The organism is Paraflavitalea soli (assembly GCF_003555545.1).
In the GTDB taxonomy this organism is placed as follows: Bacteria; Bacteroidota; Bacteroidia; order Chitinophagales; family Chitinophagaceae; genus Paraflavitalea; species Paraflavitalea soli.
Window position 1 is genome coordinate 1,821,179 of the sequence record NZ_CP032157.1, and the last position, 16,611, is coordinate 1,837,789.

The following is a 16,611-nucleotide window of genomic DNA, read 5'->3' on the forward strand; positions in this document are numbered from 1 at the left end:
GCCAACCGCAGTAGAGCGACCTGATCAGTTACCCTTATCTTTTGCCCAGGAACGCCTCTGGTTCCTCGACCGCCTGCAAGGGAGCATACAATACCATATGCCCTTTGTATGCAGGTTGGAAGGAGCGCTGAACGTAGCAATCCTGGAAAGCGCTTTCCGCGCCATCATCGCACGCCATGAAGTATTGCGTACTGTGATCCGCGAAGCCAATGGCATTGGCTACCAGGTCATATTGCCAGGCGATACCTGGAGCATACAACAAATAACCGCGCAGGAAATACAGGCAGCACAACAAAGTATACAGGAATATATAGAAACATGGACAGCGCAGCCCTTTGACCTGGCCAATGATGCCATGCTCAGGGTAGCATTGATCAACGAGTCGCCGCGGCAACATTCCCTCGTCGTATTGATGCACCACATAGCTTCTGATGGATGGTCCGTTGGTGTCTTGATAGAAGAATTGGTAAGCACTTACCAGCAGTTCCTGGTCAACAGGCCATCCCTCCTAAAGCCACTGCCACTGCAATATGCAGATTACGCCATCTGGCAGCGCGATTACCTCTCCGGTAGTTTGTTGCAAACAAAACTGCATTACTGGGAAACACAGTTGAAAGACCTGGCGCCGCTCGACCTGTCCACCGACTTCCCGCGTCCACTGGTACAAAGCCTGAATGGCGGCGCCCTCGCCCGCAAGCTGGACCGGTCCTTGACCAGCCGGCTCCATAGTTTGTCCAACCAGGAAGGCGTCACCTTATTCATGACTCTCCTGGGTGTGTTCAACATCTTATTATGGAAATACACACGCCAATCCGATATCTGTGTAGGTACACCCTTTGCCGGACGACAGCAGGAACAACTGGAAGCTCTCATCGGCTTCTTCGTCAACATGATCGCCTTACGCAACCAGGTCGATGGCGAACAATCCTTCCCGTCCTTCCTCCACCAGGTAAAGAACAATACCCTCCAGGCATTCGAACACCAGGATCTGCCCTTCGGAAAAATAGTAGAAGTGCTGGAAGTAGAAAGAGACATGAGTCGAACCCCCGTCTTCCAGGTGATGTTTGCACTGGAAGAACGCACCGAAACCAGTCAACTCCAATTAGGCGCCGTACAGTTAAAGCCCGCAGAAAGCAACAGCATCAACGCCTCCTACGACCTGTCCTTCACCATCACCAACGATTCCACGGGCCTGGTCCTCAACATGATCTATGCCAGCGACCTCTTCGAAGAAGATACCATCGACCGCATGCTGGGTCACTACGAACAACTACTCCGCGCAGTCGTAAATAATCCCGGCACCACACTTCGTCAGCTGTCCATGATCTCGCCTGCCGAAGAAGCCTGGGTAATCAACACCTGCAATGATACCGCAGCCGAGTTTCCTGCTGAAGAGACCATTGCAAGCTTGTTTGCCCGCAAGGCGAAGGAGTTTGCCACCAACACCGCCGTGGTCTTCGAAGGTGCACAACTCACCTACGAACAGCTTGATAAGCGCGCCAACCAGCTGGCCCGCTATCTCCGCTCAAAGGGCATCACACAAGAGACCTTCGTTCCCATTTGCTTCGACCCCTCATTCGATATGATCATCAGTATACTGGCCGTCCTGAAAACAGGAGCAGCCTACGTACCCATTGATCCTACCTATCCCGCCGCCCGCATTGAGTTCATGATAAAAGATACAGCCGCCACCCTGGCCCTCACAGCTGCTTCCCACAAACATTTGCTGGAGCAGGCTGGCTGTTACTGCATTTGCGCAGGAGAGGATGAAGCGTCCGTTAACTCACTACCCGATACCCCGTTGCCACTGGGCATTACCCCACGATCCCTGGCTTATGTGATCTACACCTCTGGCTCCACCGGACAGCCCAAGGGCGTGCTCATTGAGCAGCGCGGTGTTACCAACCTCATCACTTCCCTCACCAAACGATTTGGCGTCACTACTGACGATCGCATTCTCCAATTCCTCAATTATTGTTTTGATGTTTCTGTAGAACAGATATTCCTGGCATTCTTTAATGGCGCTACCCTTGTACTCATCAGCAGGCATCAGCGCCTCGACGGATGGAAAGAAATACTGGTGCGTGACCGCGTTACCCATATGCAGGCCACCGGAGGTTTCCTGACCCAAATGGAAGCAGGCCATTATGGCGGACTCAAACGCGTGGTGAACTGCGGGGAACCCTGCAGCAAAGAACTCGCAGAAAGATGGTCAGGTTATGCTACCTTCTTCAATGAATATGGCCCTACTGAGATCACCGTCTCCGCCACCCTCCAGCAATGCGACCAGGCCTACCTCGACCAGGTGGCCACCCCCGATGTAGGCACCCCCCTGGCCAATATGCGGGCATACATCCTCGATGAATACGGCAAACCTGTGCCTGTAGGCGTAGTAGGCGAACTATACCTGGCGGGTGTAGGCGTAGCAAGAGGTTACCTCAACAGGGAAGAACAAACCATTCAGCGATTCCTGCCCGATCCATTTTATCCCGGGGCCAGGATGTACCGAACTGGTGACCTCGCACGCCGCAAAAAGAATGGACTCATTGAATGCCTGGGCAGGATCGACACCCAGGTCAAAGTAAGAGGCTACCGGATAGAGACCGGCGAAATTGAACATGCCTTGCTATCCATACCCGGTGTGCAGCAAGCCGTAGTACTGGCCGTCGATAAGATCAAAGGGGTAAAACAGCTCATTGCCTACCTCGTAGTCAATGCATCCTTCCACCAGCCCCAGGCCATGCAGCAATTGAAGGAAAACCTGCCCGAATACATGGTCCCCTCTTTCCTGGTAGAGTTGAAGGCCTTTCCCCTTAACTCCAATGGGAAAGTAGACCGGAAAGTATTGGCAGAGATACCTGTTGAAACCAGCAACATACAATACGAAGCGCCTGCAGGCGCATGGGAAGAACGTATGGCCACTATCTGGAAACAGCTATTGGCCATCGATACCATCGGCGCCAACGACAATTTCTTTAAACGCGGCGGGCACTCCCTGTTAGGCATCCGCCTCATCGCCCTGCTGCGTCATGAGTTTGGCATTGAAGTGCAGGTGCGGGAACTATTTGCAGCGCCAACCATCCGCAGCCTCTGTACCCTGGTAGCTAACCGCAAGCAAACAACCAGCCAGCCACGCATACAACGATACATCCAGCAACAACACGTTCCCTTATCCTTTGCCCAGGAACGCCTGTGGTTCATCGATAAATTGCAGGGCAGCGTAGCCTACAATATGCCCTGGGTCTTTAAGTTGCAGGGAACCCTGGATAGGAATAGGCTGGAAACAGCTTTCCGCCTTCTCATCGACCGGCACAGTATATTTCGTACTGTCATACGCGAAGAAGAAGGTATTGCTTACCAGGAAATACTGCCTGCCTCCGCATGGCACATGAAGCATACAGATATTCGTACCATACCCGGCGGGGAAAATGGATGGCAGGTATACAGCAGGCAAGCGATAGCTGCTCCCTTCGACCTTTCTGCCGATTACATGTTGCGGGTCGAACTGATTACCATCAGTACCTCAGCATATAAGCTCATAGCCACCATTCACCACATCGCCTTCGATGGCTGGTCCATCGGCATCATGGTAGAAGAATTAATGGAACTCTATAGTAGCCTCACCCGGCAACGTACACCCAATCTGAAGGAGCTGCCCATCAGGTATACCGACTATGCTATATGGCAAAGACAGTACCTGGCAGGAGAAATATTACAGCAAAAACTCAATTACTGGAAAGATCAATTACAGCATACCGAACCACTGGCCCTGCCCACCGACCATAAACGTAGCCGGGATAACGGCGCAGGTGGAGCCGTCATCACCCGCGTGCTCAATAGCCAACTGCACCAGTCCCTCCTGCAGCTTTCCCAACAGCTGGGCGCCACACTGTTCATGACCCTCCTCAGCGCATTCAAGGTATTGCTCCATCGTTACTGTGCACAGTCAGACATCTGTGTAGGCGTACCCATATCCGGTCGCCAGCAGCAGGAACTGGAAGGCATGATCGGCTTTTTTGTCAACACACTCGTACTGCGTAGCCAGGTAGAGCCTAATATGCCTTTTAGCACCTTGCTCGAACAGGTAAAACAATCTACCCTCGATGCGTATGAACACCAGGATCTTCCTTTTGAAAAGATAGTGGAAGCGTTGGAAGTAGAACGCGATATGGACCACACACCCGTTTTCCAGGTAATGTTTGCTTTGCAGAACATGCCCGGCAGCAAGACGTTGGAATTGGAAGGTATCCGGTTTTCCGGTGAAATGGAAGGCAGCGAGTTTGCACAGTTCGACCTTAGCCTCGATGTGAAGGAAGAACCCGAAGGTTTGTACCTCCATATGTTCTATGCCACCGCCTTGTTTTATCCCGCTACCATCCAGCGTTTGCTCGATCATTTCACCCAACTGCTGCAGGCCATCACCGCCAATAGCGCCACACCCGTAGGAAGCCTCAGCATGCTGGGCGAAGAAGAAGCTGCCCAAATGACCGGACAACACAACAACAATGTACAACCCGCTTTCCTGGGGCATACCATCGTAGAGCGTTTTGAAGAACAGGTGCGTAGTACACCTGCCGCCACCGCACTGGTCTTTGAAGAAAACTCCATCACCTATAAAGATCTCAACGATCGCGCAGACCAGCTGGCCGCTTATCTGCAGGCACAGGGAGTACAGCCAGAGACATTGGTGCCTGTGTGTTGCAGCAGGTCCATGGATATGATCATAGCCCTCCTGGCCATCATGAAAGCAGGAGGCGCTTATGTACCCATCGATCCTGCTTATCCTGCAGAGCGCCTGCGCCATATTCTCGAAGACACAAAAGCGTCCATAGCCCTTACCACTATCGCCCACCAACACCTGTTCACCCCATTGTTTACAGGGACGATCATCCAGGCAGACGGTCCAGCCTGGCAGGGAACTACCTTTACGCGCATTCACCACCCCTTGCAACCACAGCAGCTGGCCTATGTGATCTATACCTCCGGTTCTACCGGCAAACCCAGAGGCGTACTGATCGAACACCAGGGAGTAGTCAATATGATCCTTCGCCGTACACAGGCTTATGCATTCACAGCCGAGGAACGCGTATTGCTGTTGGCCAGCTATTGCTTTGATGCCTCCGTAGAGCAAATATTCCTGGCCCTGCTCAATGGCCACACCCTCGTGATCGCCAGTGAAGAGACCGCCAGGGACAGCTACCATATAGAAGAACTACTGCGCAAGGAAAGGATCACCCACCTTGATACAACACCCGGTATTATCAGCACCCTCACTCCCGGCAGCTATGGTTCCCTCAAACGCATTATCTCCGGGGGCGAAGCCTGTCCCCATTCCCTCATAAAGGATTGGTCGCCCTATGTCGCCTGCTACAATGAGTATGGTCCAACCGAAACAACCGTCACCGTTATAGAGAACGAGGGTAGTCTGTTTTCACCGGCAACAGACACCGTACCCATTGGTGTTCCCGGTCCCAACGTAACAGCCTATATTTTGGATGCTGCCATGAATCCCGTACCAACCGGTGTTACAGGCGAACTCTATATTGGTGGCATTCAGGTAGCCCGTGGTTACCTCAACCTGCCCGAACTCACCCAACAAAAATTTGTACCCGATCCATTCACCACTGGTGGGCGATTGTACAGGACCGGCGACAACTGCCGCCGGCTGCCCAATGGCTATATTGAATACCTGGGCCGGATAGATGAGCAGGTAAAGATCCGTGGCTACCGGATAGAGCCTGGTGAAATAGAGAACACACTCCGGCGGGCGCCCGGTATTATCCAGGCCGTGGTAATGCTCCTGCAGGATCAACAGGGCAGTACCGCACTGGCAGCATTCGTTGTCACCTCCGGTGAATTTGAAAAAGGCTCCGCCTTCTCCTGGTTACACAACCAATTGCCCGCCTATATGGTCCCCGCCCGTTTAATACCCGTAGAGAGAATACCCGTCACCGCCCATGGCAAAACCGACAAGCGGGCTTTACAACTGTTGGCCGCCTCCGCAGAAGAGCCGGCCATTCCTTATGCACCGCCACTCAACGAAATGGAAAAAGCAATGGCAGCCATCTGGCAAACCTTGCTCCGCGTGGAAAGCATCGGCATGCACGATAATTTCTTCAGGCTGGGCGGTCATTCCCTTCTCGGTATGCGCCTCATAGCAGCCATGCGGAAAGAGCTGGCCATCGAAGTAAAGATCCACGACCTCTTCCTGTATCCTACCATCCGGCAATTGGTGGGCAAGGTCACCAGGTCCTGGCAGGAACCGCAGGATATCCTGCAGTTGTCTGATGATCTGGCCCTGCGCAGTCCCTTGTCTTTTGCTCAGGAACGCCTATGGTTCATCGATCAGTTGCAGCACAGTGTGCAGTACCATATGCCTTATATGTTCCGGGTACACGGCAACCTCGATGTGGAAGCCCTTAATAATTCCTTCCGCAACATTATAGAACGGCATGAAGTGCTGCGCACCGTCATACGCCAGGAAAATGGCGTGGGCTACCAGTACGTACAGCCTGCCTCAGACTGGAACCTGCAATACCTGCAGGCCGCCGATGTACTGGCTGCACACCACAGCTTGCAGCAATACATGGATGAACTGATCGCAACACCTTTCGACCTGGCTAACGATCCCATGATCAAAGTATACCTCATACGCACCGGGGAGCAGGATTATAAAATGCTGCTCCTGCTGCACCATATCGCAGCCGATGGATGGTCCATCGCCATCTTGCTGCAGGAACTGACTGCAGGTTACCAGGCCATTACCCAGCAACAGCCCATCGACCTGCCGCCATTGCCCATGCAATACCGCGAATATGCTGCCCGCCAGCGTACACACCTCGCAGGAGAAATATTGGAAGAAAAACGGCGGTATTGGACAACCCAATTGACAGGCGTTACACCGCTTGAACTTTTCACCGATCATCCCCGCCCGGCCATTCAATCCATACAGGGAAAAACCATCAGCAAACTGCTCAGTGAAGACCTGCTGGATCAGCTTCTCGCTTATTCCCAACAGCAGGAGGTCACCTTATTCATGACCGTCCTCACCGCCTGGAAAATATTGTTGTTCCGCTATACCGGGCAAACCGATATCTGTATCGGCAGTCCCACAGCAGGTCGCTTGCAGGTCGAAATGGAAGGCATGATCGGCTTCTTCATCAATACTATTCCCCTGCGTAGCCAGCTAAGCGGGGAAGCCTCCTTTGAAGAACTGCTGCATCAGGTAAAACAAACAACACTCGCGGCCTTCGAACACCAGGACCTGCCCTTTGAGAAAATGGTAGAAAACCTCGACATTGACCGGGACCTGAGCCGCACACCCGTATTTCAGGTAGTCTTCAGCGTGGAAACACCGGCAGCAGAAGAAGGCCCCGGATTTAATGATTTACACATCATTCCCGAAAGCACTGGTACCGTCACCGCCAAGTTCGACCTGGCCCTTACCCTTACCGCATCTCCTGATGGCTTATTGCTCAGCATGACCTATTGCAGTGATCTCTTCAGTGAATTGACCATTCGCAATATGCTCACCCACTACGGCCAATTAATGGAGCAGCTGATGGCCAATAGGAGGTCGCCCGTGGGCGCATTAAAACTCACAGCCAGGGAAGAGGAGAAACAATTGCTATACGCATTCAACAATACAGCAACCACCTATCCCGCGCATAAAGACCTGGTCCAGCTATTTGAAGAACAGGTGCTACTAACGCCCAATGCCATAGCCCTTGTATTTGAAGATACCTCGTTCACTTACCGGCAATTGTCGAAGCGCAGTGATCAACTGGCCCATTACCTCCTCACCAAAGGAGTAGGGGAGGAAACCCTCGTGCCCGTTTGTATGCACCGGTCTGTCGATCTCATCATCAGTATCCTCGGTATCCTGAAAGCGGGAGGAGCCTATGTACCTATCGATCCGGCCTATCCTGCTTCCCGCATCAGCTACATGCTGGAAGATACAAGAGCAGCCGTTATACTCTCGCAATCCCAGGTATCCCTGCCCGGTGATTTACCGGCAACCTGTGAAAGTATCAATATTGACCAGATCTCCTTGTCACAATATCCCACAGGCAGGCCTTCAGTACTTATACGTCCATCATCCCTGGCCTATATCATGTATACCTCCGGTTCCACCGGTACCCCCAAAGGGGTGCAGATAGAACACAGGAATATTGTAAGCCTGGTGAAGAACGTAGACTATATGACTTTGGACAATCAGCAGGTCATTCTCTCAACGGGTTCCCCTTCCTTCGATGCCAGCACTTTTGAATACTGGGCAGCTTTGTTGAATGGCGGCAAACTGGTAATGTGTACACAGGAAACCCTGCTCGATATAAAAGCATTGAAAGCATTGATCGCGCAACAGCAGCCCACTACCATGTTTTTCACCACCGGCTGGTTCAATGAGTTGATAGAAGCAGATACCAGCCTCTTCCAGTCACTGCAAACCGTGCTGACAGGAGGGGAGAAGGGGTCACTGGCTCATTTCGCGAAGCTGAGGGATGCATGTCCCCATCTAAAGATCATCAATGCTTACGGCCCCACCGAAAACAGCGCTTTCTCTACTTCCTTCCCCATGCATACCGCCGACCTGCGCAAGGAAGTGCCCATTGGTTACCCCCTGGCTAATCGACGGACATATATTCTCAACGATCATCGCCGCCTTTGTCCTGTAGGCGTAGTAGGAGAGATCTGCGTAGGAGGCGATGGATTGGCACGTGGCTACCTGAACCAGCCCGCACTCACCAGCCGCCAATTCATCGACGATCCCTTCAATGCCGGTCAGCGCCTGTACAAAACGGGCGACCTGGGTCGGTGGACAGCCAACGGCGCCATTGAATTCCTCGGCCGCAAAGATGAGCAGGTAAAGATCAGGGGACACCGGATAGAACCCGGCGAAATAGAAAATATATTACTCGCCATCCCCCTCGTACAGCAGGCAGCTGTGATCACCCTGCAGGACAGCAACAAAAACCACAAAGACCTGGTGGCCTTTGTGGTCATGAAAGAGACCGGCACACCAGATCAGCAAACAGTAGCCGAACCAGTGTTCGACAGAGCTGCTATCCTGGCGCAACTGCAAAGCAGTTTGCCCGCTTACATGATTCCTTCCCGCATAGTACCCATTGCAGCCATGCCCCTTACCGCCAATGGGAAAGTAGACAAACAAAAACTGAAAGCCCTGCCCATCACCGACACAGCCGTCAATACCAATACTTACACACCGCCAGCCAATGCAACCGAAGCACAACTGGCAGCCATCTGGCAAAGACTCCTGTCGCAGGAACAAATAGGCATCCACGACAATTTCTTTTCCATCGGCGGACATTCCCTGCTGGCCATGCGCGTGGTATCCGCCATCCGCCATGAGATGGGCATGGAAACAGGTATCCGCGATCTTTTTGCAGCGCCTACCATCCATACATTGGCCACCCTCCTGGCCGATCGGGCACAGGTGAAACTATTGCCTGCTATACAACCCACCGCTCCGGCAGATAAGATACCCTTGTCTTTTGCCCAGGAACGTTTATTGTTTATCGACCGGTTACAGGGAAGCGTTCAATACCATATTCCCATTGTATTGCGACTGGAAGGTCAGCTGCATAATGCCTACCTGGAAAATGCTTTCCGCGCCATCATCCAAAGGCATACCGTTTTACGTACCGTCATCCGCGAGGAAAATGGTATCGGTTACCAACACATCATGCCGGCCAACGATTGGACAATGCAGAGCACCCAGGCCGAAGCGCTGGCGTTGTCTGGCATAAGCAGGCAGCAATGGATAGAGGGCATCATCAGGAAGCCTTTCGACCTGGCCAATGATCCCATGTTGAAAGTAGGATTGCTGGAAATATCCAATAAAGAACATATCCTCGTAGTATTGATGCACCACATCGCCTCCGATGGCTGGTCCATCAGCATCCTCGTGAATGAACTTACCGAGCTCTACCAAAGCCAGGCGCAGCACCGTGCGCCGTTGTTGAAACCCTTACCCGTGCAGTATACAGACTATGCCATTTGGCAGCGCAACCATTTGTCTGGTGAAGTACTGGAGGAAAAAGTACAGTACTGGAAAGACCAGTTGACCGGCCTTACTCCATTGGAATTACAAACCGACCGTCCACGGGCTGCTATGCAAAGCATCAATGGAGCATCCGTTAGTACACTCCTCGATAAAGCCCTGTTGGATCAGTTGCAACAACTTTCCCAAAGCAGGGAAGCTACCTTGTTCATGACCTTGCTGAGCGCATTGAAAATATTGCTGTTCCGGTATACCGGTCAGTCCGATATCTGTATCGGCTGCCCCATTGCAGGCCGCCAGCAACAGGAAGTGGAAGGGCTGATCGGGTTCTTTGTCAACACCCTGCCCCTGCGCAGTCAGTTAGATGCCAATGCATCCTTTGAAGACCTCCTGCAACAGGTGAAGCATACCACACTCGGCGCTTATGAACACCAGGACCTGCCCTTTGAAAAAATGGTGGAGTCCCTCGATATGGAACGAGACCTCAGCCGTACACCTGTGTTCCAGGTCACCCTCACCTTACAAAACACACCCGATGCCGATGAGTTTGAACTGGGCGATATCCGCTTCTATGAAGAAAACAACCGCAGCGTGAATGCCAAGTTCGACTTTGGTCTCAGCATCACAGAATCCTCCGATGGCCTGTACCTCCACATGGTGTATGGCAGTGATCTTTTTGAAGAGCGCACCATCACCAGCCTGCTGCGCCATTATGAACAACTCCTGCGGCAGATTGTCCTGCACAGCGAAAGACCCATTGGCAAATTGAAATTCCTGCAGCCGGCTGAAGAGCAGCAATTACGCGTGGCAGACAACAATACCAGCTTTGATGTTCCGGCACAGGCTACCTTAATAACGCTCTTTGAAGAACAGGTTCGCAAAACACCCGTATCAACAGCCCTCACCATGGGCACCACCGCTTTAACCTACCAGCAGTTGGATCAACGCGCACAACGCCTGGCAACCTATTTGATCAGCAGGGGAGTGACCACCGAAACCCTCGTGCCCATTTGTGTAGACAGGTCTCCCGAAATGATCATCGCCCTGCTCGGCGTATTAAAATCTGGTGGCGCTTATGTCCCCATCGACCCGGAATACCCCGCAGCCCGTATTCAGTATATATTGGAAGATACAGGTGCTACACGTATACTTACCGACAGAGCCAACAGTGCCATGGTAAAAACACATTTTACCGGAGAGGTGATCACTATAGAACAAGCCATCACCGATCCAATCACTGCAACTCAGGTGCAATTGCCGCCAGCGCCCCATCACCTGGCCTATGTGATTTATACCTCCGGGTCTACCGGCAAACCCAAAGGCGTATTGGTAGAACATCAGTCCATCGTGAATTACCTCAGTTACCAGTCCCGCTATTTTGGCATTACGATCGATGACCGCATACTCCAGCTCGCCAGCTATTGCTTCGATGCATCCATAGAACAGATATTCCTCCCCCTGCTGAATGGCGCCACACTTGTATTGGTGAGCGAGGCCATTCGTACCGATAAATATTGGTTAGCGGCCTACCTCGAAGAGCAGCGCGTTACCCATATACATGCCACACCTGCTTTCCTCAATACCATGGAGCCTGGTACCTACGGAGGCCTGAAGCGTGTTGTGGCCGGTGGTGAAATGTGCAGCAAGGCCCTGGCCAGTCAATGGACCCCATTCGTACATTTCTATAACAAATACGGTCCCACAGAAACCACCATTAGCGTATTGGAGTACCATTGTGAGGCCGGTGCTCCTATTGCCGGCAACAGCGTACCCCTGGGCAAACCCGTAGGCAATACCGCTGCCTATATACTCGATGCTTCGCAGGAGTTGCTTCCCATTGGCGCAGCCGGCGAATTGTATATTGGTGGCATCCAGGTGGCGCGTGGTTACCTTCATCAACCCGCACTGAACACTGAAAAGTTCATCCCCGATACTTTTACCGGCCAGGGAAGACTATACCGCACGGGCGATACCTGCCGGCGGCTGCACGATGGTAGCATCGAATTCATCGGTCGTAAGGACGACCAGGTAAAGATCAGGGGGTACCGTATCGAAACAGGGGAAATAGAACGTGTACTGCAACAAGGCCCAGGCATCAGCCAGGGTGTGGTGATCATACAGGAAGATGTACAAGGCGATAAAACACTTGCTGCTTACTATGTGGCAACAAAGGACACCCAAAAGGAAAGTATACTACAATACCTCCGCGAACAATTGCCAGCCTATATGGTACCGCCGGTATTGATACAGGTACAAGATATACCACGCAATACCAGTGGTAAGGCCGACCGGCGTAAACTACAGGCTATGGCTGCTACAGCCGGCCACGGAAATGCTTCCACTTACGAAGCACCGGCCAATAGCAAAGAAGAAGCGTTGGTCACCATCTGGCAGCGGTTGCTACGCATAGAAAAGATCGGCGTGCACGATAATTTCTTCCGTCTCGGTGGTCATTCCCTCATCGCCATGCGGCTCATTGCCGCCATTCGTAAAGAACTGCATACAGAAGCCGGCATCAAAGATATTTTTACGTATCCCACCATCAGGGAACTGGCCAACAAACTGTTCACCGGTCAACAGCATTCCATACCCGCCCTTATGCCTGTGAAGGATTGGCAGGGGCCCATTCCTCTGTCCTTTGCACAGGAACGGCTTTGGTTTATCCACCAGCTGCAGGGTAGTACACAATACCATATGCGTTACCGCCTTCAATGGAATGGGCACCTTGATGTGGGATTCCTTACCACTGCTTTCCGAAAAATTGTAGAACGGCACCAGGTATTGCGTACAGTTATTGGCCAGGAAGAGGGAGTAGGGTACCAGTCTATCCAGCCAGCCACAGCCTGGAATCTTCAATACCACCAGGCCGAAGAACTGATGGCAGTCCACGGCAGCGTACAGCAGTTTTGGGATACCATGGCACAAACTCCTTTCGATCTTTCCCGCGACAATATGCTGAAAGTATGGCTGGTCCGATTCAGTGAGCAGGAGCATTGCCTGTTCATGCTCATGCACCATATTGCCGCAGATGGCTTGTCCGTTAACATCCTGCGCGAAGAGCTGGCAGAATTGTACAATAGTTACCTGGAGCATCGGCCGGCCACCTTAAAAGATTTACCCGTGCAATACAGCGACCATGCCATCTGGCAAAGGAACAACCTGCAGGGGGAGGTATTGAATAATAAGCTCAGCTATTGGAAAAAGCAATTGCAACAGGTGCCGCCATTGGAATTACCGACCGACTTTCCCCGTCCATCTGTACAAACTGCGCGCGGTGCAGGCATCATTACCAACATCGATAATCAACAACTCGATGCATTGACTAGGCTGGCACAGCAGGAGGGCGTTACCCTATACATGCTTTTATTAACTGCCTTCAAGGTATTGTTACACCGCTATAGCGGGCAAACAGATATCTGTGTAGGCACACCTGTTGCGGGCCGCAGTCAACAGGAAACAGAACACCTCATTGGTTTTTTTGCCAATACACTGGCACTGCGCAGCCAGGTGGAAACAGGCAGCACCTTTACAACCTTACTACAACAAGTAAAGCAAACCACCTTGCAGGCCTATGAGCACCAAGACCTGCCCTTCGAAAAACTGGTAGAAGCCCTGCAGCCCGAGCGCGACCTTAGTCGTACGCCTTTATTCCAGGTCATGTTTGCCTGGCAGCATACCAATGCCGATACCAGGCCCGTCCTGCAGGGTATTGCGGAGAATGCAGGTACCCAATCCAACCTGCGGGCAGCAGCTATCACCGTACCATATGACCTTACCATGAATGTGCGGGAATCCCCTACAGGCATACGCTTTTCTTTACTGTATGCTGTTGATCTCTTTTCCCCTGCTACCATCCAACGCATGCTGGACCAATACATCCACCTGCTGCAAACACTGGTACAAAATAGCCAGGCCCTCATCGGAGAGCTCGCGTTGCCCAACGAACAGGAGCGCAGGCAGTTACTCGAAACATTCAACAATACCACCGTTGATTATCCTGCCGACACTTCCATCATCGACCTCTTCGCCCGGCAGGTACAGCAAACGCCTTCTGCCACTGCTGTACTGTGCAGGGAGCAAACCATTACCTACCAACAATTGAATGAGTGCTCCACACAATTGGCCCGGCTGTTGGCGGGTAAAGGGATCAAAGAAGGACAATGCGTGGCTGTCTGTGTCAACAGGTCCATCAATATGGTCATCGCTATTTTGGCCGTATTGAAGGCCGGCGCGGCCTATGTGCCCATCGATCCGGCCTATCCTGCGGAACGTACACGTTTCATGTTGGAAGATTCCCGTACTACCTTGGTGCTTACAGAATCTTCCATCATATTGCCAGGCAACCACCAGCGCATTGACCTGGATACAATAGAACTTACCTTGTCCGCTGATCCGCAGATATTACCCACCCCCCTTACTCATCAGCTGGCCTACGTGATCTATACGTCAGGTTCAACCGGTCGGCCAAAGGGCGTCATGATCAGTCACGAAAGCATGTATGCCTTTATTAGTTGGTGTAAGGACGAGTTTCGCCAAAGCAATGTAGACTGCGTATATGCCGTCACATCAATTTGCTTCGACCTTTCCATTTTTGAATTGTTCTATCCCCTCACCAGTGGTATACCAATCAGGCTGCTCGAAAACGGCTTGCAGATCGGCAATTACCTTCCTCGCGACAAAAACGTATTGATCAATACTGTGCCGTCGATGGTACAGGCCTTGCTGGCAGCAGAAGTCGATCTTTCACCAGTATCCGTATTGAATATGGCAGGCGAGCCTATTCCCCAAAGCCTGCTCATGCAACTCGATACCCAGGCAATGGAAGTGCGCAACCTGTATGGCCCTTCAGAAGATACAACCTATTCTACCATGTACAGGCTCTCCAATGAAGGTCCTGTGTTTATTGGCAAGCCCATTGCCAATACACGTGTCTATATACTGGATCAAAGCCAGCGTTTGCAGCCAATAGGAGTGGCAGGCGAGATATGCCTGGCAGGGAAAGGGCTGGCCCACGGTTACCTGCACCAGGAGGCATTAACCAGGGAGCGTTTTGTCCCGGATCCTTTCAGCCCGATACCAGCACAAACCATGTACCGCACCGGTGACCTGGGCAGGTGGAGAGAAGATGGCAATATCGAATACCTGGGCAGGATCGACAACCAGGTGAAAATAAGAGGATACAGGATTGAGCCCGGGGAAATAGAAACCGCCTTGCTGAAGTTGCAGGGCGTAAAAGAAGCAGCCGTGATCGCCATGAACGAAGAACAGGAGAAACAACTGGTAGCCTTTGTGGTGACCGGTGAACAGTACGTAGCTGATAAAGCCATGGAACAATTAAAAGCGGGCCTGCCCAAATACATGGTACCTGCGTCCATCGTGTCCGTAGAGGCCATTCCTTTAACGCCCAATGGTAAGGTGGACCGGAAGCAACTCGCATTGCTTAAACCTGTCAAAACGAAGCGCGCTAAGGTCTTCACGCCAGCCAGTCCTACCGAAGAGATACTGGTGAAGCTCTGGCAGGAAATGCTGGGTCAGCAACAAGTAAGCGTTACTGATAATTTCTTTGAGTTGGGAGGCCATTCCCTCATCATGATCCGGTTATTGCACCGCATGAAAGGAGAGGGTCTGGTTTTACAATTGCGGGACCTATACCAATACCAAACCATCCGCGAACAGGCAAGAGCTATACAACAAATGGTCGTAGCAGAGACGCCCGCAACACAGCAGTCAGCGCCTTCCCCCATCATAACGTCGCCTGTCAACAGGCACCTGCTGCTATTACAGCCAACAGGTGAAGGAAGGCCCATCTTCATCGTGCCTGGTTCCAACGGTATCAGTGAAGGGTATGATGAATTAGCGACTGAATTTACAGGTGTCTGCCCCGTATATGGCATACAAATGCAGGGTGTGTTTGAGGGCGAAAAACCACTCACCGATATCCGCCAGATAGCCGCTTTGCACAACAGGTGGATACGCGAAGTACAACCTTCGGGTCCATATCGCCTGATCGGTCATTCCTTTGGCGCCCATGTGGTCTATGAAATGGCACACCAGTTGGAGCAGCAGGGGGAAGTGATTGAATGTATTGCTATGCTCGATAAGCATCCACAGAAGCGCAGACTGCGTATTGATGATCCCGTGGCTTTTGCGTGGCAGGCCGTAGCCGATATGTTCACTACTTACAAATGGACACTCACTGGCAGTGAGCCAGATCTGCTGGCGATGGAAGTCTCTCTGACCGGCGAGGATGTCATGACCAATTTCCACCAGATAACCACCTGGATAGCCAAAACCCAACCTGATCCTCATGGCGCCCTGGCCCATGGACTCCGCCTGTTGCAGCTCCGGCTCACCAATGCCTTGCTCGATTATAAGTTGCTGGGCCGGCTCAAAGCACCCCTCATCATCGCCCGCGCAGCAGAAGCCGCCTGGCAGGATTGGGGCGAAGATCTCGGTTGGCAGAAAAGAACCAGCCAGGCGATTCCATTGCTGGTGCCTGGTGATCATTTCTCTATGATTAAGGAAGCTGGAGCGCGGGTGTTGGGAGAGATTATAAAAAGAAAATTGGGAGAGTGTTCTGTATAAAGTTA

1 protein-coding gene and 1 pseudogene are annotated in these 16,611 nt (G+C 52.1%); both read left to right on the forward strand.

The features are described 5' to 3' along the window. Window positions 1-19: 19 nt before the first annotated feature. Window positions 20-15,742 (forward strand): annotated as a pseudogene (locus D3H65_RS06760) (non-ribosomal peptide synthase/polyketide synthase); the annotation flags it as partial. After that, window positions 15,716-16,606, forward strand: a complete 891-nt coding sequence (locus D3H65_RS33275; protein ID WP_245999800.1) for a thioesterase domain-containing protein — start codon at window positions 15,716-15,718, stop codon at window positions 16,604-16,606. The pseudogene D3H65_RS06760 and the gene D3H65_RS33275, both read left to right, overlap by 27 nt. Window positions 16,607-16,611: the final 5 nt, after the last annotated feature.